Source organism: Neisseria flavescens (genome assembly GCF_001618065.1).
GTDB lineage: Bacteria > Pseudomonadota > Gammaproteobacteria > Burkholderiales > Neisseriaceae > Neisseria > Neisseria flavescens_A.
The window spans coordinates 23,836-47,844 of the sequence record NZ_LAEI01000058.1 but is presented as its reverse complement, the minus strand read 5'-3'; the positions used below and the strand labels follow the sequence as shown (position 1 = coordinate 47,844).

Annotated in this window: 19 protein-coding genes, 1 tRNA gene, 2 pseudogenes and 1 riboswitch; of the genes and pseudogenes, 8 read left to right on the top strand and 14 right to left on the bottom strand. The window is 46.3% G+C overall.

Translation table 11 applies throughout. The annotated features are described in order from the left end of the window. Window positions 1-194: 194 nt before the first annotated feature. The gene (locus TW89_RS09095) at window positions 195-617 is read right to left on the bottom strand and encodes a DciA family protein (RefSeq protein WP_164836718.1); all 423 of its coding nucleotides are present in this window, start codon (window positions 615-617) and stop codon (window positions 195-197) included. A 154-nt stretch (window positions 618-771) separates the two neighbouring features. Between TW89_RS09095 and secA the strand changes: the two genes are divergently transcribed. The 4 genes from secA (at window position 772) to TW89_RS09075 (ending at window position 6,187) form a co-directional block, all read left to right on the top strand. Then, a complete protein-coding gene (gene secA / locus TW89_RS09090) occupies window positions 772-3,525 on the top strand; it encodes a preprotein translocase subunit SecA (RefSeq protein WP_128581237.1) in 2,754 nt (917 codons plus the stop codon). Between the two features lie 130 nt (window positions 3,526-3,655). Further along, window positions 3,656-4,756, top strand: a complete 1,101-nt coding sequence (aroC, locus tag TW89_RS09085) for a chorismate synthase (protein WP_128581236.1) — start codon at window positions 3,656-3,658, stop codon at window positions 4,754-4,756. 92 nt (window positions 4,757-4,848) lie between these two features. Next, window positions 4,849-5,442: a type II secretion system protein GspG gene (locus tag TW89_RS09080; RefSeq protein WP_128581235.1), complete on the top strand. Its 594-nt coding sequence runs from the start codon at window positions 4,849-4,851 to the stop codon at window positions 5,440-5,442. A 289-nt stretch (window positions 5,443-5,731) separates the two neighbouring features. Then, window positions 5,732-6,187, top strand: coding sequence for a ProQ/FINO family protein (locus tag TW89_RS09075; protein WP_128581234.1), 456 nt, complete (start codon window positions 5,732-5,734; stop codon window positions 6,185-6,187). 309 nt (window positions 6,188-6,496) lie between these two features. Here the strand turns inward: TW89_RS09075 and TW89_RS09070 are convergent, their stop codons facing one another. Continuing rightward, entirely contained in the window at window positions 6,497-8,071 is a 1,575-nt protein-coding gene (locus TW89_RS09070; protein WP_128581233.1) for an inorganic phosphate transporter, read from the bottom strand. A 153-nt stretch (window positions 8,072-8,224) separates the two neighbouring features. On the opposite strand from TW89_RS09070, the pseudogene TW89_RS09065 reads away from it, so the two are divergent. Next, window positions 8,225-9,327, top strand: a pseudogene (locus tag TW89_RS09065) (anhydro-N-acetylmuramic acid kinase). Window positions 9,328-9,391: 64 nt separating this feature from the next. Here the strand turns inward: TW89_RS09065 and TW89_RS09060 are convergent. From TW89_RS09060 to rlmD, 9 genes are all read right to left on the bottom strand, one after another. Then, window positions 9,392-10,951: a TerC family protein gene (locus TW89_RS09060; RefSeq protein WP_128581231.1), complete on the bottom strand. Its 1,560-nt coding sequence runs from the start codon at window positions 10,949-10,951 to the stop codon at window positions 9,392-9,394. Between the two features lie 450 nt (window positions 10,952-11,401). Next, window positions 11,402-11,797, bottom strand: a complete 396-nt coding sequence (locus tag TW89_RS09050) for a hypothetical protein (RefSeq protein WP_063069136.1) — start codon at window positions 11,795-11,797, stop codon at window positions 11,402-11,404. Between the two features lie 245 nt (window positions 11,798-12,042). Continuing rightward, a tRNA-Asn gene (locus tag TW89_RS09045) sits at window positions 12,043-12,118 on the bottom strand. Between the two features lie 98 nt (window positions 12,119-12,216). Next, on the bottom strand, window positions 12,217-12,576 hold the full coding sequence (locus TW89_RS09040) for a roadblock/LC7 domain-containing protein (RefSeq protein ID WP_003679682.1): 360 nt from the start codon (window positions 12,574-12,576) through the stop codon (window positions 12,217-12,219). Between the two features lie 39 nt (window positions 12,577-12,615). Further along, window positions 12,616-13,257 (bottom strand): hypothetical protein, encoded by a 642-nt coding sequence (locus tag TW89_RS09035; protein ID WP_003679679.1) that lies wholly within the window; start codon window positions 13,255-13,257, stop codon window positions 12,616-12,618. A 1-nt stretch (window position 13,258) separates the two neighbouring features. After that, window positions 13,259-13,795, bottom strand: a complete 537-nt coding sequence (locus tag TW89_RS09030) for a GTP-binding protein (RefSeq protein WP_003748733.1) — start codon at window positions 13,793-13,795, stop codon at window positions 13,259-13,261. A gap of 10 nt (window positions 13,796-13,805) precedes the next feature. Beyond that, window positions 13,806-14,909, bottom strand: coding sequence for a response regulator transcription factor (locus tag TW89_RS09025; protein ID WP_128581230.1), 1,104 nt, complete (start codon window positions 14,907-14,909; stop codon window positions 13,806-13,808). A 23-nt stretch (window positions 14,910-14,932) separates the two neighbouring features. After that, the gene (locus tag TW89_RS09020) at window positions 14,933-16,408 is read right to left on the bottom strand and encodes a 23S rRNA methyltransferase (RefSeq protein ID WP_128581228.1); all 1,476 of its coding nucleotides are present in this window, start codon (window positions 16,406-16,408) and stop codon (window positions 14,933-14,935) included. Between the two features lie 124 nt (window positions 16,409-16,532). Next, window positions 16,533-17,858, bottom strand: a complete 1,326-nt coding sequence (gene rlmD / locus TW89_RS09015; RefSeq protein WP_128581227.1) for a 23S rRNA (uracil(1939)-C(5))-methyltransferase RlmD — start codon at window positions 17,856-17,858, stop codon at window positions 16,533-16,535. A gap of 139 nt (window positions 17,859-17,997) precedes the next feature. On the opposite strand from rlmD, the gene TW89_RS09010 reads away from it, so the two are divergent. After that, window positions 17,998-19,059, top strand: coding sequence for a L,D-transpeptidase (locus TW89_RS09010; RefSeq protein WP_128581225.1), 1,062 nt, complete (start codon window positions 17,998-18,000; stop codon window positions 19,057-19,059). Between the two features lie 95 nt (window positions 19,060-19,154). On the opposite strand, the gene queC is transcribed toward TW89_RS09010, so the two are convergent. Continuing rightward, entirely contained in the window at window positions 19,155-19,814 is a 660-nt protein-coding gene (gene queC, locus TW89_RS09005; protein ID WP_128581223.1) for a 7-cyano-7-deazaguanine synthase QueC, read from the bottom strand. A 3-nt stretch (window positions 19,815-19,817) separates the two neighbouring features. Beyond that, a riboswitch (PreQ1 riboswitch) is annotated at window positions 19,818-19,863 on the bottom strand. A gap of 71 nt (window positions 19,864-19,934) precedes the next feature. Here queC and TW89_RS09000 point away from each other — a divergent pair. Next, on the top strand, window positions 19,935-20,534 hold the full coding sequence (locus tag TW89_RS09000) for a CDP-alcohol phosphatidyltransferase family protein (protein ID WP_128581221.1): 600 nt from the start codon (window positions 19,935-19,937) through the stop codon (window positions 20,532-20,534). A gap of 139 nt (window positions 20,535-20,673) precedes the next feature. Here TW89_RS09000 and TW89_RS08995 read toward each other — a convergent pair. Both TW89_RS08995 and TW89_RS08990 read right to left on the bottom strand, forming a co-directional pair. Beyond that, window positions 20,674-22,535: pseudogene (locus TW89_RS08995) on the bottom strand (Pycsar system effector family protein). Window positions 22,536-22,701: 166 nt separating this feature from the next. Beyond that, window positions 22,702-22,986: a PepSY domain-containing protein gene (locus tag TW89_RS08990; protein WP_003684382.1), complete on the bottom strand. Its 285-nt coding sequence runs from the start codon at window positions 22,984-22,986 to the stop codon at window positions 22,702-22,704. A 231-nt stretch (window positions 22,987-23,217) separates the two neighbouring features. On the opposite strand from TW89_RS08990, the gene TW89_RS08985 reads away from it, so the two are divergent. Further along, window positions 23,218-23,970: a PP2C family protein-serine/threonine phosphatase gene (locus TW89_RS08985; RefSeq protein WP_128581219.1), complete on the top strand. Its 753-nt coding sequence runs from the start codon at window positions 23,218-23,220 to the stop codon at window positions 23,968-23,970. Window positions 23,971-24,009 lie beyond the last annotated feature (39 nt).

The window sequence follows — 24,009 nt, the reverse complement described above, 5'->3', positions numbered from 1 at the left end:
CGCAGAGCGATAAGAAATTCAGGCGTTATTTTGCTACAAACTTCACACGAAATCAAAGTTTCAGGCCAAGTTTACATCAGTTTACCTAAAAGAAAACAGTTACTGTTTAGGTCGTATTTCTTTAGTATTAGATGCTATCGGTCAAATGAAATAAGTTTTAACATTTATTAACCATAATCTCATTCGGCATGATTTTAGCGGCTGTGCTTGCGTACCAATTCTGCCAATGCCGCTGCCAATTCGGGATGCTTGCCTTCCAATTTGGCCGCAGCCGCATCGAAGCTGTCCAAAGCAGCCTCGCTCAATCGCAAGCTGTTGGTTTTCGGATGAGGAGGAGGTTTGGGGACCACCCTGACCGCCACTTCCCGTATTCCGTCATGCAATACTTGCAACTTGGGCAACATGGCGGGCAGGATCATTTTTAAACGCGAAGCAGCCATATTGTTGGCAGCAAGCAAAACCAATCTTCCGTCTTCTACGCAGGCCGTCTGAAAATGCGGATGTAGGTTGACCGGCAAAACCGTTTTGATTTTTGCATCCAATTTCCGCCATTGTTGCGATTGTTGCAACAAGCCCGCCAATAAGCGATCACGCTTGCCCAATTGTGCTAAATCCATATATTTCAGACGGCCTTTCAGTAAATTAACCAAACAATTACAATTGAAATACAGCAAAACCACCTTTATTTCAAACAGCATTACCGCGTTATACAAGCGCTTGTGTTAAAATCCCAATTTCGCCCACTATTATATCAAGGCGCAGGAATTATTCATGCTGACAAACATTGCTAAGAAAATCTTCGGCAGCCGCAACGACCGCCTGCTGAAACAATATCGTAAATCCGTTGCTAAAATCAATGCACTCGAAGAACAGATGAAAGCGTTGAGCGACGCAGATTTACAGGCCAAAACCGCCGAATTCAAACAACGCCTCGCTGACGGACAAACGCTAGATGATATTTTGGTTGAAGCCTTTGCCGTCTGCCGCGAGGCATCCCGCCGCGTATTGGGCATGCGCCACTTCGATGTACAGCTGATCGGCGGTATGGTTCTGCACAACGGCAAAATCGCCGAAATGCGTACCGGTGAAGGTAAAACATTGGTGGCCACCCTTGCCGTTTACCTGAATGCATTGTCAGGAAAAGGTGTACACGTCGTTACCGTCAACGACTACCTCGCCTCCCGTGACGCGAGCATTATGGAGCCGTTGTACAATTTCTTAGGCTTGAGCGTCGGCGTGATCGTCGCCGATTTGCAACCTTTCGAACGCCAAACCGCTTACGGTGCCGACATTACTTACGGTACAAACAACGAGTTTGGTTTCGACTACCTGCGCGACAATATGGTTACCGACCAATACGACAAAGTTCAGCGCGAATTGAACTTTGCCGTTGTCGACGAAGTGGACTCCATTCTGATCGACGAAGCGCGTACGCCGCTGATTATTTCCGGCCAGGCAGATGACAACATCCAGCTCTACCGCGTAATGGATGCCGTTCCTGCCCACCTTATCCGCCAAGAAACCGAGGAAGGCGAAGGCGATTACTGGGTAGATGAAAAAGCACACCAAGTTATCCTGAGCGAAGCCGGTCACGAACACGCCGAGCAAATCCTGACCCAAATGGGCTTATTACAGGAAAACGACTCGCTCTACTCTGCCGCCAATATTTCCCTGATGCACCACCTCATGGCGGCATTACGTGCGCACACCCTGTTCCACAAAGACCAACACTACGTCATTCAGGACGGTGAAATCGTGATTGTGGACGAATTCACAGGCCGTCTGATGGCCGGCCGCCGTTGGTCCGAAGGCTTGCACCAAGCCGTTGAAGCCAAAGAAGGCGTAGAAATCAAACGCGAAAACCAAACGCTTGCATCTATTACCTTCCAAAACTACTTCCGCCTGTACAGCAAACTGTCCGGTATGACCGGTACGGCTGACACCGAAGCCTTCGAGTTCCAAAGCATTTACAACCTCGAAACCGTCATCATCCCGACCAACCGTCCTGTCCAACGCAAAGACTTCAACGACCAAATCTTCCGCTCAGCCGAAGAAAAATTTGAAGCTGTTGTCAAAGATATCGCCGAATGCCATAAAAACGGCCAACCGGTTTTAGTCGGTACCACCAGCATCGAAAACTCCGAACTGGTTTCTGACTTATTACATAAAGCAGGTCTGCCGCATAACGTTCTGAACGCCAAAGAACACGAGCGCGAGGCATTGATTGTGGCCCAAGCCGGTAAAGTTGGCGCGATTACCGTTGCCACTAACATGGCTGGCCGCGGTACCGATATTGTCTTGGGCGGCAACCTCAAACATCAAATCGAAGCCATCCACGCCGATGAAACCCTGAGCGAACAGCAAAAACAAGCGCAAATTTCCGCCCTTGAAAGCGGTTGGCAAGCCGAACACGACCAAGTTGTGGTCGCAGGCGGTTTGCACATTATCGGTACGGAACGCCATGAAAGCCGCCGTATCGACAACCAGTTGCGTGGTCGCGCCGGCCGTCAGGGCGACCCCGGCTCCAGCCGTTTCTATCTGTCGTTTGAAGACCCATTGCTGCGCCTCTTCGCACTCGACCGTGCCGCCGCCATCCTCAACCGCTTGGCACCTGAACGCGGCGTTGCCATCGAACACGGCCTGCTGACCCGTCAAATCGAAGGCGCGCAACGTAAAGTCGAAGGCCGCAACTTCGATATGCGTAAACAGGTTTTGGAATACGATGACGTTGCCAATGACCAACGTAAAGTGATTTACCATCAACGCAACGAAATTCTGACGACTAAAGACGTCAGCGATTTGACCCGCGAAATCCGCGCCGACGTTATCAGCGACTTGGTTGATTACCACATCCCTCCTGACAGCATGGAAGAGCAATGGGACATTCCGGCACTGGAGCACCAACTTGCCGCCGATTTCCGCCTGCATGTCGATATTAAAGGCTGGCTGAAAGAAGACAGCACTTTGGACAACCAAGACATTAAAGAACGCCTCATCAAACGCATCGAAGACGAATACGCCGAAAAAGTCGAATTGGTCGGCAAACAGGCTATGTCTGACTTCGAACGCAATGTTATGCTACAAGTTATCGACAACCAATGGCGCGAACACCTCGCCGCCATGGACTACCTGCGCCAAGGCATCCATCTGCGCAGCTATGCTCAGAAAAATCCGAAACAGGAATACAAACGCGAAGCTTTCGCCATGTTTGAAAACCTGTGGCGCGGTATCAAACAAAACATTGCTGCTTTGCTGACCGCCGTTCAAATCGAGCGCAATAGTGAATACGACCACACTGCTGCACAAAGCGTCAGCGATGTTCAAACCGTCCACTCCGATGCGCCTGATATGGAAGAATTGCTCGGTCAATCGCAAACCGACTTGGTTACCGAAGCATTCGATCCTGACGGCACAGACTTCAGCCCTGAAGCGCTTGCACAAAACGGCCTGATTGTTCACCGCAACGATCCTTGCCCTTGCGGCAGTGGCCTGAAATACAAACAGTGCCACGGTAAATTGAACTAAGCAGTCATCTCAAAAGGCCGTCTGAACAGATGACAACGAAATCAAAGATTCTCGTCTCACCGTTCAGACGGCCTGAGAATTATCCAAACAAGCAAAAAATTTCCAAACCCAATTTCAAAAGAGTATCCCTATGGCAGGCAACACCTTCGGACAAATCTTTACCGTTACTACCTTCGGCGAAAGCCACGGCACAGGTTTGGGCTGTATCATCGACGGCTGCCCGCCCGGATTGGCATTGACCGAGTCAGACATCCAAGCCGACCTCGACTGGCGCAAACCCGGCACCAGCCGCCACGTTACCCAACGCCGCGAAGCCGACCAAGTCGAAATCCTCTCCGGCGTCTTCGAAGGCAAAACTACCGGCACCCCCATCGCCCTCTTAATCCGCAATACCGACCAACGCAGCAAAGACTACGGCAACATCGCCACCAGCTTCCGTCCCGGTCATGCCGACTATACCTACTGGCACAAATACGGCACGCGCGATTACCGCGGCGGCGGCAGAAGCTCCGCCCGCGAAACCGCCGCCCGCGTTGCTGCCGGAGCCGTCGCCAAGAAATGGCTGAAAGAAAAATTCGGCACGGAAATCACCGCCTACGTCACCCAAGTCGGCGAAAAAGAAATTCAGTTTGAAGGCTACGAGTACATTTCCCAAAATCCCTTCTTCGCTGCCAACCAAAGCCAAATCGCCGAGCTGGAAAACTATATGGACAGCGTGCGCAAATCGTTGGATTCCGTCGGCGCGAAACTGCATATCGAAGCGTCCAACGTCCCCGTCGGCTTGGGTGAACCCGTTTTCGACCGCCTCGATGCCGAAATCGCCTACGCCATGATGGGCATCAACGCCGTCAAAGGCGTGGAAATCGGCGCGGGCTTCGGCAGCGTCGTCCAGCGCGGCAGCGAACACGGCGACGAACTCACCCCGCAAGGCTTCCTGTCCAACCACTCAGGCGGCATCTTGGGCGGCATCAGCACCGGACAAGACATTCATGTGAATATTGCCATCAAACCGACCAGTTCCATCGCCACACCGCGCCGCAGTATTGATATAGAAGGCAACCCTGTCGAGCTTGCCACACACGGTCGCCACGACCCCTGCGTCGGATTACGCGTCGCTCCGATTGCAGAAGCCATGCTGGCCTTGGTATTGATTGACCACGCCTTACGCCATCGCGCGCAAAATACCGACGTAGTGGTTGATACGCCAGATATTGCCAAAACTCGCGGGTAAAATCTAAAAAGGTCGCCTGAAAACGCCTATTTATATGATATTATGATATGGTACTTTTCAGACGGCCTTAAACTATACATCCGGACCTTACAATGGAAAATACTGAAAACCACACATTCGTCGCACCACCTGCCAAAATCCACACAGCCGCTTATGTCCTTGCAGGCGTTTCCTTTATTCCGCTCATCGGTTTGATCTTCGGCATAGCGGCTTTGGTTTTAAGTATATTGGGATGGCGCAAACGCGGTGCAAAAATCGTTGCCTTGATTGCCTCCTTAGGAATGTTATGCACCGTCGCGCTTTACGGCGCATTGTTTTATTTCGGCTTTGTTCAGCGAGGAGGCATGTACGACGAACTGAGGCAGCAACTGACGGTAAATACTTTGTCTAGTTTGGTTTCCGAAGTCGAATTCTACCGTCTGCAACACGGTGTCTATCCTGAATCATTAGAGCAGCTCCAAGAATCTCAGCCAAACAAGCCGATATTTATGTATGATACGAGTACTACGCCTCTGAGTTCCGAACCGCTCCGACTGTTTTATTACGAACGCAGTGGCGATGCTCATTATTATTTGCGTAGTGTTGGCAATGATGGCAAAGCGTTTACTGCTGACGACATCCTGCCTAATATTGAACAGTCCGAAAACAGCAAAATCGGCCTGCTTTTGCAAAAAGAAGTCCAGTAAAGATTATCGCATAGGCATTTCAAACCCTCTTCTTAAGCTAGCAAAATATGAAGCGCTTCATCTGTGCACTTGAGGTCGTCTGAAAACAAATATGGCAGATTGTGCCGAACATTTTCAGACGACCTTTCATAACGCCTATTGAGATAAGTGTGCCAGCTCGTTTGCAAAATAAACATTTACAATCGAACATTCTCAGAAAAATTTAGCCAAATCACAGTCTTTATACTACAATAGCACCTTATTGCCGTATGACGAAAATACGGATTTATATTAGAGGAATACAACCGCAATGGCACAAGAAACCGCTTTGGGCGCTGCGCTGAAATCTGCCGTCCAAACCATGAGCAAGAAAAAACAGACAGACATGATTGCCGACCACATCTACGGCAAATATGATGTATTCAAACGATTCAAACCGTTGGCCGTCGGTATCGACCAAGACTTGGTTGCCGCCCTGCCCCAATACGACCCTGCACTGATTGCACGCGTACTGGCCAACCACTGCCGCCGTCCACGCTACCTGAAAGCCCTGGCTCGCGGCGGCAAACGTTTTGACTTGAACAACCGCTTCAAAGGCGAAGTCAGCGCAGAAGAACAAACCATCGCCCAACAGCACCCAGCCGTTCAACAGGCATTGGCTGCACAAGCCGAACGTCAAGCCGCTAAGGCTACCGCTGAAGCAGAAACGGCTCCTACTCAAGCTGAGACCACGAAGCTGCTGAATAATGTTCAGACGGCCCGATAAGGCTCATACTAAATAGAAAAACCCCAATTCAATACGGCACTTAAACGTCGATGAATTGGGGCTTTTTTATTGCCTTAACCTTATAGTGGGCTAATTAAAAATAGCTTTGTTTGCCCTCACTAAGCCCCAAAATCTTTTCTAAGCTATTCCCAATAAGATATTTCTCTATTACCTTGATTATTCTTGTATCAGTTCAAACATTGAACAGCATTATTTGTTCAACATTAAAGCAAATTAAAATCTCCTCTTATGAACATAAAAGGCCGTCTGAAATATCTTTCAGACGGCCTTTTTAAATCAAATAATCAATTAAAACACTGTTTGCAAAACCAAATAGCTGACAACAGACAAAACGGCAGCAGCAGGCAAGGTAATAACCCAAGCAAGGCCGATCGGTTTCATCAATTTCCAGTTGGCATTGCGGTTAACCAAGCCAATACCCAAAACTGCACCCACCAAGATATGGGTACTGGAAACAGGCAAGCCCATAAATGATGCTGCCATCACAACAGCGGCAGCAGAAAGCTCTGCTGAGAAGCCTGACGCGGGGTGCATTTCTGCCAAGCTGGTGCCTACGGTTTTAATCACTTCTTTACCGACAAACCACAAGCCGACGATCAAAGCGATACCGAAAGTCAACATGGCAATCGGAGGCACAGCGTTTTGAGCGGTAATGCTGTTGGTACGCAACACATCCATAATCGCGGCAAACGGACCAATCGCATTGGCAATATCGTTCGCACCATGGCTGAATGCAAAACCGCAAGCAGTAAATACCTGCATCCATGAGAACATTTGGAAAGTCGATTTATCCAAATCTTTGCGTTTTAAACTTTTGGCAAATACAAACGTACCCATCCAAATAGCCGCGCCGATCATGAAAATGGTCAGGAAGCTGTTGACATTGCTCATACCCAAATGCAGATTTTTCAGACCTTTGAAAATCAACATGGCCGCAATCATCATGCCGCCGACAGAAGCGATAAACGGCACCCAGGAATGCAGGGCTTTATAAGAATCTACTTCGCCCTTACGGCTGTCAAAGCGGTGCAGACCGCGATAATACTCAGACTGCAATTCTTCAGGATCAAAGTCCGGCTCATCATAAATTTGGGCATCGTGCGCCATTTTGGTGGCGTATTCGACTTTTTCAGATTCACTCAAGGCTTCAAAAAACAGGCGGTGTTCTTCTTTATAGGCTTTCTTCTCCAACTTGATGCCTTTGAGCGTATTATCGGCCCAAGAGTTGTAGTCCAAAACGTTTTTCTTAATTCGTGAAAACAATAGATAGGAAACGATGCCACCCAATACCGGAGACAAAATCCAAGACAAGGCAATTTCGCCCAACTTGTCCCATTGAATCAGCGCAACGGAATCCACACCGTTCAATGCCGCCATACACAAGGCACTACCGACGATACCGCCGATAATGGCATGTGTCGTAGAAACCGGCAGACCTTTGTGCGAGGCAAAAAGCAGCCACAATGCCGCGGCCAAAAGCGCAGACATCATAATAAAGACAAACTGCATCGGATCCAGATGCATGCCATTCAAATCGACAATACCCTTACGGATAGTATCTGTTACCTCGCCACCGGCAATCACTGCGCCGCTGACTTCAAATACTGCCGCAATCAGCAAGGCTTGCGGAATGGTCAAAGTGCCGGAGCCGACACTTGTACCGAAAGAGTTGGCAATATCGTTACCGCCCACATTAAACGCCATGAAGACGCCGAAAAAGGTGGCAAGGATAAACAGGCTGGAATGGTTGTAATGGGTATAACCCAGGCCCCAATAAATAAAATAGCCGACCATGCTCACAAGCATAGCGGCGAAAGCCGTATTAATCAGCTTCAAGTTCGCACTCGACTGAGTTTGAGCCATGGAAAGTTTCCTTTTGGAAAACATGTTGAGTCGCGTTATTTTAACCTTTTTGTAATCTTTCTTGCACCAACTATTTACATTAAATGCCGAAATTCCCGTAAAAACGTCAAAAGGCGTTAAAATGTCGTTTTACCTTCTCTTTCTGTAACCGAAATGCAACCCCAATACTATATCGGCATCATGTCAGGAACCAGCATGGATGGTGCCGATGCCGTACTGATTCAAATGCAGAGCAAACAATGGCAACGAGCCGTTGCCCACAGCTTTCTACCCTATTCAGACGGCCTGCGCCAAGAATTGTTGGCACTGCAAGACATAGGCGAAAATGAATTGCACAGAAGCAATATCCTGGCGCAAACACTCAGCTGCCTATACGCCCAAACCGTCCAACAACTATTGGCAGAACAAAACCTGTCGGCTAAAGACATTGCCGCAATCGGCTGTCACGGACAAACCATCCGCCATGCACCTGAACACGGTTACAGCATTCAACTGGTCAACCTCTCGCTTTTAGCCGAACTGACCGGCATTTTCACGGTCGGCGACTTCCGCAGCCGCGACCTTGCCTGCAACGGTCAAGGTGCACCCCTCGTCCCCGCTTTTCACGAAGCGCTATTTCAAGATGCGAATGAAACCCGAGCCGTACTCAACATTGGAGGCATTTCCAATATCAGCATCCTCCCGCCCGACAGCCCTTCTTTCGGCTTCGATACCGGCCCCGGCAATATGCTGATGGATGCATGGATGCAACATATCTGGCAGCAGCCTTACGACAAAAACGGGGAAAAGCCGCACAAGGCAAAATCCTCCCCGACCTGCTCGCTAACCTGCTCGACCATCCTTACTTCAGCCGCCCTTATCCCAAAAGTACAGGCCGAGAGTTGTTTTCCCTAAGCTGGCTTCAAGGCCGTCTGAAAGGTAATGAAAAGCCGGAAGATGTGATACGCACATTGGTCTTTTATACTGCACAAACCATTTTTGATGCGACCAAACAAGCTGCCCCGGCGATTCATCATCTTTATATCTGTGGTGGCGGCATCCGCAATCCGGTGTTAATGCATGACTTAGAAACCCTGTTTTCTCCCGACACCAAATTGCACAGCACAGCCAAGCTCCATCTTGACCCGCAATGGGTCGAAGCTGCCGCTTTTGCCTGGCTTGCAGCCTGTTGGTGCAATCAAGTTCCAAGCAATCCCAACCATGCGACCGGCGCACATTCACACCGAATTTTAGGCTCTGGACATTACGGCAACTAAAGTCGGATAAATAAAAAGGCCGTCTGAACATTTTCAGACGGCCTTTTCCATACTAACTCTTCACTTATTCCTCTTCTGGCAAACGGTTGATTTTCACACGGGCAATCCGTTGTCCGTCCTTCTCAACCACTTCAAAACGCCAGCCATGATAATCAATGAAATCGCCCACATCAGGAATACTTTGCAATTCTTCCATAATCAAGCCGGCAACGGTATGAAAGTCCGCGTCTTCCTCTTGAGCAGGCAGATTTAACTGAGAAGCCAATTCCACATACTCCAATGCACCATCCACAGACAGTGTTTCATCCTGACTGGCTGGAGCAGCTTCTTCTTCCTCACGCTCAAACTCTTCGGGGAATTCACCGGCAATGGTTTCCAACAAATCTTTCATGGTCACCATACCCAGCACCGCGCCAAATTCATCCACCACCAACGCATAATCCGCGCTGCTTTGACGGAACAATTCAATCGCATTCAACGCCGTCGTGCTGTCCGGCAAAATCAATGGTTGACGCAAGGCCGTCTGAATATTGATTTCTCCCGATTCAAGCAGCTGGTTCAGCAAATCTTTTTTACTGATATAGCCCAAAGGCTCATCTACACCTGCCTTACCGACAACCAACAAACGGCTATACGGCGTATTTTTCAACTGCGCATTTTGTTCTTCACGACTTTGGGAAATATCCAATTTCTCGATTTCCCGACGCGGAATCATCACCCCCATAATCGGACGCTCCGCCAAAGTCAGCACGCTGCGAATCATGGATTTTTCGTTTTCTTCAAAATGCTCGTCATCGCCGCCGTTATCGCCTGCTTTTGCCAAAATGCTTTCGCGGATACCCATCATACCCAACACATTTTCAGCGGTACGCTTACGCCAAGAAGTGCTGATGTAGTCATTTTTGCGGGCATTCTTTTGCGAAACCTGATTAAACAGTTCAATCAAAATCGAGAAGCCGATCGCCGCATACAAATAGCCTTTCGGAATATGGAAATGGAAGGCTTCCGCAATCAGACTAAAACCAATCATCAACAAGAAACCTAGACACAACATTACAACGGTCGGATGCTTGTCCACAAATGCAGTCAACGGTTTGCTGGCAGAAATCATCACAGTCATCGCCACAACAACCGCCCCCATTGCCACCACAATATGATCCACCATCGCCACTGCCGTAATAACAGAATCGATAGAGAAAACCGCATCCAAAATCAAGATTTGCGCCACAACGCCCCAAAAAGCAGAATGCTTCTTCTGCCCTTCAGCAACAGCAAATTGATTGTGGCCTTCAAGTCGTTCGTGCAGCTCGGTAGTCGCTTTATAAAGCAGGAAAATACCGCCGGCAAACATAATCATGTCTTTGCCGGAAATCTCCAGGCCGCCCAGCTCAAACAAAGGGCGCGTCAGCGTCATGATGTGCGCCATGAAGCCCAGCATGAAAATCCGAATAACGACAGCCAAACCCAAGCCAGTTATCCGCGCCCTATCCCGTTGCAACGGTTTGACCTTGTTTGCCAAAATTGCTACGAAAACAAGGTTATCAATACCTAAAACAACTTCCAAAACCAGAAGCGTGGCAAAGCCTATCCAAGTATGCGGCTCGGCCAACCAACTGAAATCCATAATGATTGCGTTCCTTTAAAATACAAAAAGGCAGCCGTTCCGCTTAAAACGGACAGACTGCCAAATTTCAGGCATAGATAAAGGGAAGAAGCGGTATAACAACTACTCTGCTCTGCGTCTTTCATGAAAAATTTATGCCCCGGCCAAAAATAATGGCAAACAGTTTATCAGTTTGGCGAAAGAAAGGCAAAGTCTGACAGCATATTTTCTTTTAAAAACAGCCTACAGCTGCCAATCAATCACTTTCTCCAGCTTTAACAAAAGGAATCGGTCGATGTATTTGTTGATCATAGTTTGTTCGGTTTGCTGAAAGAAGATTCTTATAAGGAATTCCCTAAATGCCTGGGTAAAAACTTAGTTTTTTACTAAGGTCTCAAGCCGTCTGAAAATTGGGATTTTTTCAGACGGCACGGTTTATATAGACAATAATTTTCTTAGAAAATATAACGATTATATTCTTTCAGAAATTACGGATATACTTAATCTCCATACAGTTAAAGTAATTAATCTGCCATCTAAATAAGAATATTCTAATTGAAGAGCATCATCTTCAAAGCAAATATTTCCAGCTGTAAATGTATTGCCATCTAGCCTACCTGTTATCTTATATTGTGTACTATCACCTATTCTTTCAAAAGGAATAATAACAGATTCATCTGTATTAACCTCTTCCAATATAAACTCATCAATAATAAAATAGTCAAGTTCCACATTGTAAACTTTATTCACTTCAATAGCCATTGGACAACAATTAAGGAAACAATATAGATCGTTATTTTCTATAGAAAAATATGCAAATTCCTCAATTGTTTCATCCATTTTTTTTAGCTTTGCTGAGTAAATCATTTTTAACCTTTCATAAATTATTTTACTTCATAAATTGTTTTATCTTTTGGATTGCTACGATTTATAGCTTTCCAAAACTCTTTTCCACTTTTCACATGGATGGTTGTGATGGCACTTTAATAATTTGTTCCTATAAAGGCTGATGAATTAAGTGTAATCATTTAATCAATTATCATCAAAATATCTTAAAATATTAACCAATAGATAAAATAAAAACCACCATACAAGATGGTGGTTTTCAAATCTGGCTCCCCGACCTGGGCTCGAACCAGGGACCTGCGGATTAACAGTCCGTCGCTCTACCGACTGAGCTATCGGGGAATTAAAGATGAAATTATATAGAAAATATCAGAAACCTGTCAAGCAACAATCTATATAAAAACAAAAATATTTTTATATCTTTTTAATTTATAAAACTTTTATAAGATTTCAGCAATTTGTTTGGCCGCACGTTTCGCATCCAACAAAATCAAGCCCAATTTACCGCTTTCTTTTGCCATCAATGCCAACACTGCATTTTCACCTGCTTGACTCAACAGAATATAGCCATTTTTACCTTTAACCATTACCTGATCCAACTCACCGCAAGCCAACTCATGTACGGAACGATTGCCCAATGCCAGAAGCGTTGCCGACATCGCACCTACACGATCTGCATTCAAGTGGGAAGGCAGCATGGTTGCGATCGGCAGGCCGTCCGTAGAAATAACTGCAGAAGCAGTGATATCAGCAGAGGTATTGTTCAAATCGCTTAATACAGAGATTAATAGTTGTTGCATAGTCGCTCCATTCTAAAATAAATATCGGTCAGGCAAAAATCAACGGCTGCCGTATCGGTGGTACAGCACTTTAACCAAAGTAACAAAAGCCTCTTTATTTAAGTCAGGCATTCCGCCAATTACCAAAATCAGCTTGGTCATGCCAATATACAGCGGGAAAAAGGTCAATTCACTTTGGCCTGAAGGATCACAAATACCCCATGCGCTATTATTGATATGCAGGTTATTGCGAATCAAAAGACGGTGATTGTCTTCCATTTTGGCCACTTCGCTCGCCAAAAGACCCAACTCTTCCGCAGCCTCGTGATGGAAATTGGCATTGGCAAAATACAAACCGTTTTCATCAGCCAATAAAGCTTTGCCAGAATTGGACAACTGTTCCAATAATGTAGGCAATTGCTCGTCAGTCAAATGGATATCGTCTGTGCTGATTTCTTCATCACCATACAAAAATTCTAAGCGTTGGAGGCGGTATAGCAGGTTCAAAGCGGTATTGATGTCGCTGGTATCCGCCCACGCCAAGATTTTTTCGCTGCTGATGGTTTCAGACGGCTCTGCACGCAACAGACCATACAATAAAGTTCTGCTGGCACTGGGCGTATCACTTGAAACAGCATAATACGCACCCGCCGGTGTAATCTTAGGATATAAATTTGCTTGTAAAGAGAGTGTCGCTTCCATCTTATACCTCTAATCCGGGGTCAATTGAGAACAACATGGCAGTAACCAATTGTTTTACATCGTCTTCTCGACGCGCATCAATCTCAAAAACCGGTACATTAAAATTATTCTGTGCTAAATATTTTTGATAAACATCCACGCTTGGTAAAGATCGGATATCCATCTTCGTTACCCCTACAACCAGAGGTGCTTTTTTCAGCAACTCCCGGAATGCATCCAAGAAGAATTGCAAGTCTTTCAATGGATTGCTTCTTGTATTATCCAAAAGAAGCACTAAGCCCATACTGCCTTGGCTCAGAATTTCCCACATGAAATTAAAACGCTCCTGACCAGGCGTACCATAAAGGTGAACCTTAGTTTCCTCATCCAAATGAATGACACCGTAGTCCATTGCTACAGTTGTGTACCCCTTGCGGACAAGTGTCATATCAGATGCAGATGCATCGGTTTGAACCGGTGGTTCATCAGATAAAGCTGAAATTGCAGTGGTTTTACCTACGCCAACAGGACCGGTAAAGATAATTTTATTTTCTTTCATGACGTGTCCTTTACGATTTACCCAGCAACTTACGCATCAGGCGTTGCAACAGACCGCGAGGTTGTTCTTTCGACGGACCGGCAATTTTTTGAGCCTCTTTGCTCATTGCTGTTTCAGGTACGTCTTTGCTATTCACATCAATCTGTTCGTTCAACAAAGGCGTATTGTTCGCATCAGTTGCAAACTCTGTATCTGTCGCCAAAAAGCCTGTCATATATGTTGCCGATAAATAGTTCAAAATATCAGGCATTTCTAAAGGCATGACTTTATAGAGGATGTTCAGATTAACAGACGTTTTTGTCAGAAATGCCGACAGACGCATAGATTCCGGAACATGTGCCAAACGGGTTAAGTTTGGCCACCGCTTGAGTGTAAAGACAGTTTGCGGCGTCATCGGATAAATCAGACGGCCTGATGCAGTCCAAATAGCCATTTGCCACAAGCATGACATAATGGTGACTTTGGCTTTTTCTTTCCATTGAGGATTATCAGGAACAGCCTTACACACGACAGCCAAGTTATCGTTCTTACACAATTTCTCCAACTCATTGGCACTGACTGTCAACAGTACACGCTGAATACTAGGAAACACGATTAATATCGGCTTGCCTTCATGCAAGACAGCAACATCTTGATGTCCTTGACTGGCAAATTTCAGCGCGCCCAACAAGCCTTTATTTGGATTAAATCGGCGAATGGTTGCTTTTCTTGTGCCATCGGAATTTGATTGTCTTTTATTCTCTTCGGCCGTTTGTTGTTCAGACGGCTCAAAAACATTGCCGCCTTGAGCCAGGCTGCGCAAAACAGGAAACAAGGTATCGAATTTGACCGGCTTAGCCAAATAAGGAGTCGTTACTGTCGGCAACTCGGAAGAAAACATAGCCACAGGTACTTCCGGATAAGTTTTCTTCGACTCTTTCCAAGCTTCTACACCTGCCGGAGTATCGGTATCAACCAATACCAAATCCGGTTTTTCATCAGAATCAGGGGAAACGATGACGTAATTCGTCGTATTGTGCATTTTAAATGCCATACGGAATACCGCCTGCTGTTGCTCACCCATCTCCTGTAACATAACCCGTATGGTTTTAATTTTTGGTAAATGATTATTCATCACTCGTACTTTCTACGATTATCTTATTTTTTTGAATATTGGTTCATTCGTTGCAAGAGACGGCTCATTGCCAAGACAACCTCTTCAGGCAGGCTGACAACACGTTCACGCAACAAGCGCAGAAATTGTTCCAAACGTCCCCAATCTTCAACACGTTCGTACAAATCAAACAAGATAATGTACAACTGCGACTCTTGAGGATACTGCAAAACAGCCTGTTCCAAAGTACCGATGGCCAAATCCAACTGACCGTAGGCCAACAAAGATTCCACTTCTTTCAGAGCTTCATCAGCTGGTGAAGAGCTGGCGCTGATAATCGAAGAGTCTTTTTGAACCAACTCACGATATTTGGCTTTCATCTGTAAAGAACTTGGCTGAATGTAACCGCGTTTCAAGCCAATCTCTTTAATTTGCTGTTCAGACGGCCCTTTTTCCAAATCATCAAAAATTTCATGATAACCGAGGCTATAACCCCAACCAAGCATACGTTCTTTTACTTGACGGCCATATTGACCCAAAGAGTGGTAAAGCTTCCACAGATGCTTGGCAAACTGCCCTACTTCTTCATTCTGATAATCCAGACGCAAGGCATCAATAATGAGACCAGCAGGCTTCGCAGAAGTTTGGATTGCTTTGTTGTATTGATGCAAAGCAGTCTCGTAGCTGATCTTGTCTTTCAGGATTTTTGCACTACGCTCCGGTTTGGCAAAACCAATAACCGCACCCATTTCTTCAGGGCTGATTTCGCCAAAATCTTTCTTGCCTAATACGATAGGCGCACGTTTGCCCATACCGGGGACGACAATGCGTTCAACCGAGTCGTTCTCAAAGGCAATATGCTCGTCGGAAGCAACTTCCAAACCGCTTTGTTCGCCAATTTGACGGTCCACTTCCTGCATATTCCAACCGAGATGATGCTCGGCAAAAACACGCAGGCGCAGGTTAGTAGAATCCAAAGCCAGACCGGCTTTCAGGTATTCGGCTACGCTATCTTCAGAAAGGGAGGCACTATGCCGCTCAAGCGTATCCGCCAGCATGTCGATATTGCCGACACGCAGATTCAAACCGATTAATTCATGAACCAGTTTTTCCGGAGCGCCGTCTTCCAAAGTATTAAGATAACCAGCCAAAGACTCCGCTGCTTTGCTCTCATAGCCGAACTGTTTATAAACCTGATATTCGGTCAACGGATCGACTTCTTGCGCGGAAACAGAAGCTGTTGCATCGTTTGAGCCGCTTCCGCCCCATTCCCAGTCTTGATTATCCGCATTGGAAACTGTCTGGTTGACTTTCTCAATCCAGTCGTTTCCATCCTCAGAGGAGGCTGTATGAGCAGCAGATGTACGGCCGCTTTTTGATGCATGTGCGCTTTGTTTGTCTGAATTGTTACTTTGTTTATGACGAACAAAAAACAACACCAGCAAAAAAAGCACCAGCAAAAAAATAGTTAAAAGTTGATAGTTCAAGAACACCTCCCGGTCTTGTGCTGCAAACTGCATTTATTAACATCTGTTGCTTTACACGCAACTTCAACGTTATTCATTCCCCAAACGAATGATGATAACATGAATGCACTCATTTTTACATTAAAAACCCTACTCACATAAAGGACTTGATACCAATTTACAACTCAAACACACCGATGGATTCAACATGCGAGGTTTGTGCAAACATATTCATGATTCCTGCTGCCTTAAACTTATAGCCCTTATCAACCAAGACACCGGCATCTCGTGCAAATGTTGATGGATTACACGAAACATACACTATCTTCTGAGGCAAAAACGGTTTGTGTAGCGATTTGACAACAGCATAAGCCCCGTTTCTCGGCGGATCCAGCAACACCTTGTCAAATTGTCCCCACGACTCAATAGTCTTTTCATCGGTATCGAATAAGTCTGCAACAGAAAACGTCATATTCTCGGCACAACGATTCAAGCGTGCATTTTCCCTTGCCCTATCGACCAAATAATCGGCGCCTTCAATACCGACAACCGATGAGCCACTTTTTGCCAGCGGCAAACTGAAATTGCCCAAACCGCAAAACAGATCGGCAATCCGTTCCCCTTTTTGAGGATTTAAAAGCCTGACAGCCCTTGCCACCATCACTTCGTTCAGCTGCGCATTAATCTGCGTAAAATCACCAGGTTTGTAAGGCATTTCCACATCAAATTGAGCAAAAGTATAGTTCAGGGCTGGCGCATTCTCAGGGTAAAACGGCAAGGACTCGGCATGATCTTGCAACCATATTTGCCATGCCTTTTCAGTACCCGACAATATCTTATCAAACCAATTACGCAATTCGCTTAATATTTGTCCAAACGGTTGATTTACGAAACGAATGTTGAGCACCGTCACATTTTTTCCGCAATAAAACTCAACAAATTTCACTTTTACACCGTCATCATGCAGCTTTTGCAGCAAATTACGGACATCAGGCAATCTATCGGACACATGTTTAGGCAAAATATGGCAATGGCGGATATTGACGACATCATGGCTTTTTTTGGCCTGAAAACCGAGTTTCAGACGGCCTTTTTTATCTACCGAAACACTTAAACGCGCCCTATCGCGATAATACCAGGAGTAACCATATAAGGGAGGTAAAATTATCTCCGGCTTGACCTTACCTATCCGTTCCAACTGTTCTTCCAAAATCCGTTGCTTTAACGCAACTTGCGCTCCGAAAGAAACATGTTGAAGCGAACAGCCGCCACATGTATCAAAATAGCAACACTCTGGCTCGACACGTTCGGAAGAAGCCTTCAAAACCTTTTCAATTTGAGCCTCTGCAAACTGCTTTTTCTCTTTATGAATAGTAAACGTTACACGCTCCCCAGGCAGCGCACCGCCGATAAATACGGTCTTCCCATCGACTCTGGCAACACCCCTGCCCTCATAATCCAAAGAAAAAACTTCCGCCTCTTGATACTGTTCTTTCACACCCATACCGTTTCCGCCACGCAGCCGCTACCCGACCGTTTGACTGCCTTCCAATACCGAAAGCGCATATTTTCTCACAAAAACACAGAGTTTCAGGTATCATGCGCCAGAAACTTTCATTTCAAACCCTACAAAAAAAGACGACATGAAAAAAATACTGTTCGGCCTGACAGCCGCCCTTTTAACTTCAGCCGCTGCTGCAAACACACTTATTCCAGACGTCTCCCCCGCCTCTTCCGGACAACACGTCGTTATCAATATTACGCAACAGCGTTTGTTCCTCTACGACAACGGTAAACTGAGCAAAATTTATCCTGTTGCCGTCGGCAAAGCCATGACCCAAACCAATCTGGGCGAACATAAAATCGGCGCAAAAGCCTACAACCCAGTTTGGCATATCCCTAAATCCATCCAAAAAGAACGCAATGACGGCGTAAAAAGCGTACCTGCCGGCCCAAACAATCCGCTGGGCCCCGTATTTGTCCGTCTTGGCGACCCTAAATTAAGCCTTGGCATTCACGGCACCAATGCCCCTGCCAGCGTACCCGGCGTCCGCAGCCATGGTTGCGTGCGCATGAAATCGCCTGACGCATTGGAATTCGCCAAAACCATCGCAACAGGTTCTCCTGCTTCCGTTATCTACCAAATGGCAAGCCTGAACGAAGATGCCAACCAAAACTTGTGGCTGGCTGCCTATCGTGACCCGTACAACAAGAAAAACCTTGATACGGCTGCCCTGAAAAAAAGCATTGCCGCCTGGGCAAAAGCGCACGGTAAAACCATTCCTGCCGCGCGTGTGGATGCAATCCTGAAAGGACGCACCGGCGCAGCAAACTGTCTGACCTGCGCCAAAGGCGTGAAACTCAAATCTCCTTTGAAATCTTTGGCATGGACCAGCGGCACGGATGCTTACAGCAAACCTAAAGTCATACCGAAACCGGCTCCGGCTAAAGATGTGGTATTGCCTCAAGGAACTGAAATCGAAGTCGATGCTACCGACGATACCAACAAGGCAGCATCCGAACCGAAACAAAGCGTTCGTCCGACTCCGGTGCAACCGGCAAAACCGGCTGCCAAACCGGCAACCACTCCGGCCAATGCTCCTGCTTCTGCACCTAACGCCGCTTCCGAACCAGCTACTGCCCCAGCCTCTGCTCCTGTGAAAGATGCTCCGGCAAGCAGCGAACCGGCAGATTTACTGTTCTAAGCAGAACAAAATACATAGCCAAAGGCCGTCTGAAATGAATTTTTCAGACGGCCTTTTCGTACAACTGGATATTGGAAATATATACCCCTCTTAATTCAGACGGCCTTTTTACTTTCCAAATATTCTGACAAACCGCGCTCGCGCAAAATACAGCTCGGACATTCATGACAACCACCGACCACGCCGTTATAACAGGTATGCGTCTGCTCGCGAATGTAATCCAACACACCCATTTCATCCGCCAATGCCCATGTTTGCGCTTTGGTTAAATACATCAAGGGCGTATGGATTTGAAAAGCGTAATCCATGGCCAGATTCAGCGTGACATTCATCGACTTGACGAACACATCGCGGCAGTCGGGATAACCGGAAAAGTCGGTTTCGCATACGCCGGCAATGATATGGCGTATTCCCTGCCCTTTGGCGTAAATGGCGGCGTAAAGCAAAAATAAAGCATTGCGTCCATCTACAAATGTATTGGGCAGGCCGTCTGAAGCTGTTTCAATGGATGCCGTATCATCCATCAAGGCATTGTGTGTAATCTGTTGCATCAGGCTCAAATCGAGTACTGTCTGCTTCACGCCTAAATCTTGGGCAATCCAACGCGCTCGCTCCAATTCGATGGCGTGGCGTTGCCCATATTGAAAAGTGATGGCCTGCACATTTTCACGGCCATATGTTTGAATTGCCTGAATCAGGCAGGTTGTTGAATCCTGCCCGCCCGAAAAAATAACGAGGGCCTGCTGTTTTTCCATAGTAAATTCCTAGTTTTGTTAACGCGGGAGGTTTGCGAACCGCGTGATTTGAAGATTGACGGATTATAACGGATTTCATCTATAATCACGGCACTTCATTTTCTTTTATATAGCATAATTATGAGCATCTACGCCCTGAAACCAAAATTCCAAAACCTGTTGCGTCCCATTGTTAAGCGACTGTATCAAAAAAGTATTACTGCCAATCAGGTTACTCTGTTTGCCTGCGCCGTTTCCATTTTGATCGGTTTGCTTTTAGCATTATTTGCAGGTGTATCCACATTATTCTGGCTTTTGCCGATCTGGTTGTTTGTCCGCATGGCACTGAATGCGATGGACGGTATGCTGGCACGGGAGTTCGGCCAACAATCGGCATTGGGCGGCTATTTGAATGAAATCACTGATATTGTCGCCGATGCTGCTTTGTATCTGCCTTTTGCCTTTATCGCGCCCTTCGGCGGCGTACAAATTGCCCTGTTTATTTGGCTGGCGGCAATGACCGAGTTTTGCGGTGTTTTGGGACAAGTCCATGGCAACGGCCGGCGTTATGACGGGCCATTCGGCAAAAGCGACCGCGCATTCTTTATCGGCGCATTGGCAGTATGGTATGCAATCGCCGGCAGCTTCCATCCGACTTTTTATATCCTTATGTGGCTGGCCTGCGCGGCATTGGTTCATACCTGTTACAAACGTGTCATCAATGGCTTGAAGGCCGTCTAAAACCAGTCCACGTTCTTGGGTTAATCATCGTTAATTAGAGTGTCTAGACCCATTTCTCCGTTTTAATGAAAACAAAAAAAGGCCGTCTGAAACCGATAGTTTATGGTTTCAGACGGCCTTTTATTCAGCCCAAGATAACTTACTGTTTACCCAGTTGACTGTAATCTACCAACATATACTTGGCAGTAATTTTCTGCGAAGCATTGCCTTCGTCGCCCATCAAAATCATCTGCGGCTTGCCGTTAACGGTAATCGAATCGACGGCTTCAACGTTGGTGATGTGTTGCAAATTAGGCAGAGAGATTTTTTGCGGTTCATCGGTCGGATTACCGCTCCAAGTCCACAGTTGTGAGAATTTCTGCCCATTCTCATCCTTCACCTCATTGGCAATCACGTAGGTTTTCAACACAGGATCATAGTTGAGGGAACGGATACCGCCGCCGTCGATGTCAAGGATGGCAACTTCGTCAAACTCAGGTTTGGCGTTGCGCTCGAACACGTCTTTCGGATTGCTGATGAATGCCACCAGTGCCATATTGTTGAACTCAGGATCGCGGAAGCCCAAGACAAGGCGTTTCTTCACAGGGTCGAATGCCATACCTTCGATATTGATTTCTTCAAAGGAAACTTCGGCTTTGGTGCGTTCGCGGATGAGGTCGTTCAATTTGTGGTCGGTTTCCAAAACTTGCGTCAGATTGTCGTAGCTGGTCAGACCCAACACATTGCCGTCTTGGATTTTAAAGCGCATCAGGTGTTCGCGGTCAGGCGAGCGGTTGCCTTTACGGGTGCGCGAGTGTGAAGTCAGCGCGTAGATAAAGCCTTCATCGTCGCGTGCCAAAGCCTCCAAGTCGCTGAGACGACGTTTGAAACCGGTAATCACGCGCGTATCCAATGCCTCGTCTTCCACAAACCTGCCGGTTTTATCAATGCTGATGATACTGAACGCATGATTGGGTTCGTCTTCCGCGATCAGCAACTTACCATCCGGGAGCTGTTGTACGGCAGAAGGCTCAAATACGCCGTTAAACATATTGATACCCAGCGAACGCAGCTCTGCCGCGTTGTTGGCCGGAGGCATCAGCAATGACGGCAATGTTTTCACGCCGATAAATGCCGCCAACGAAGCCAGCAAACCCCAGCGGAATACCGCGTAAGATAAGTTAATGTATTTGAACTGTTTATCCGCCAACAAACCAAGCCAGTAAAGATGATCGCTCATCTTTTCATAGATTTGTTTACGGTCGCCCATAATCTCCTGCATCATTTCCCAATATTGATCTTTTTGCAGCTTCACACGGTCTTCATAAATCAAAATATTGGGTTGGCTGCCGCCAAAAAAGCGCGTTTCGGTACTACTGAGACGGGTTTTCAAATCCCGCAGTTTCGAACGGCCGCGGATAAAATCCTTAAACCATGTACGCGCCGCCTGCATTTTACCGATACGTTCCGGCGAAGCAGAAAGCAATGCAAACACGATAGACGCGGCGGCAGTAATCATAAACGTACTGGCCGGAATCAAAAATTCGGGCGACGATGAAAAAATAAACGCACCCGAAATCATCAGAGCAGAAACAATAAAACCATTCAGCGAAATCATAATGTTCGCTTTGGTCGCCGCCAACGCCAACAATTCCATCTCCGAGCGTACGGCGTTGCGGAACATGGTTTCCACGCCCTTATTCGTACCCAACAAATCAGGCGCATTCAAATCCTCGGCTTTATTTTTTTCTTCTTCGTCTTGTCTTTTTTACGTTTGGCCTTCTTCTCACTTTTTTCAGACGGCATCTCAGGATGTTCAACTGCATCCTGACCTTCTACCGTTTCCGGAATTTCTACCGCGTCAGCCACAGCCTCAACTTCGTTTTCAACAACACCGTTTTGATTGTGATCCCCAAAATCACCATCCTGTTGGGATTCGGCAGCTACACTATCGTTTAAAGGTTTTTCTTGGTCGCCTATCTGCTTCGGCTGACCATCTTCCTTCCAATCATTCAAACTCATATCAGGACTCCCAACATCAAACACTTTGAATTAAATGGAAAATAAAAAAGCATATTTAGTTCATTTATTTTAGATAATTTACATGCTATTTACATTCTCTAAATGCCTAAATAGCAAACTGTCGCAGGACCCAAAGCCCTGCGACAATCCACTTTATATCGCAATATTAATAATCGATGCGTTCTTTAATAATTTTCAAATCAGGGTAAGATAAAACAATGTCGTACTCACGGCCATCTTTAAAAGCCTCGATATCCAATACAGGCTGGCCGCGACGGCTGTCGGCTTCAACATCGTGAACTTGATAGCCACGTTGTTCCAACATTTTTACGGCTTTAGCACGATTTTGCTCGAAGTTTTTGTCGCTGTAGATTTTGTGTTCGATATAATCGCTGGCACCGGCAGTAGCGGCAGACAAAGCAACGATGGCGGTCAATAAGAATTTTTTCATGTTTGATTTCCTTTTTAAATGTGTATTCGGGTTTCGATGGATGTATTAAAACATGACAAAATTAGCAGTTAATTAGTACTTGGTTAAACGCAGTAAAGGCCGTCTGAAAACTGTTCAGACGTCCTTTAACCTTAATCATCAAATTTCAAACGTATTGCCCAAGTGTAAATCCGGAGGGTTAGAAAAAATGAAGAGCCTGCAGCGAATATTCACCCAACAAATGGATAAATCATGAACAAATTTTGCGAAATTACCTTTTGCCAACAAATCGGCAGCAACAAACAACACAACCAAGATGCCCTTTTTAACGGCGAACAAGTGTTTCAATATAAACTCAAAACCGCTGAAACACGTCTTGAAACCCGTCCACACTTTATCATCGGGATAGCTGACGGCATTTCCAATAGCAACCATCCCGAAAAAGCCAGCAAATTAGCCATGCACCTATTAAGCCGTACAGCCAAACTCAGCCGTCAAACCATCAATCATGTACAAGCCGCTTTATCTAAAGAGTTGGCAGAGGATTATTTTGGTTCCTCAACCACTTTTGTTGCCGCCGAAATCGACCAAACCACCGGCAAAACCAAAATCATCAGCGTAGGCGACAGTCGCGCCTATTTGATTGATACACAAGGAAAATGGAAGCAACTGACCCAAGATCACTCGATACTCTCCGAATTGCTGGATGGTTTGTCGGATAAAAAAGAAGAAGAGTTCGCCACCATATATGGCGGCGTTTCTTCTTATCTAGTAGCAGATTATTCCGAATTCCAAGACAAAATGTGCCATATCGAACTTACACTTAAAACAGGAGAAAGCCTGCTGCTTTGTTCAGACGGCCTAAGCGACGCCCTTTCAGAAGAAATAAGAGAAAAAATTTGGCAACAATATGATAACGATAAGTCCCATCTGACTGTATTTCGTAAATTAATTGCGAAACAAAGAGTTTATGATGATATGTCGGTAGTAGTTTGCCGATTGTAGTCTATAATGTTTACCTATTTTTCATACTAAGGGGTATCT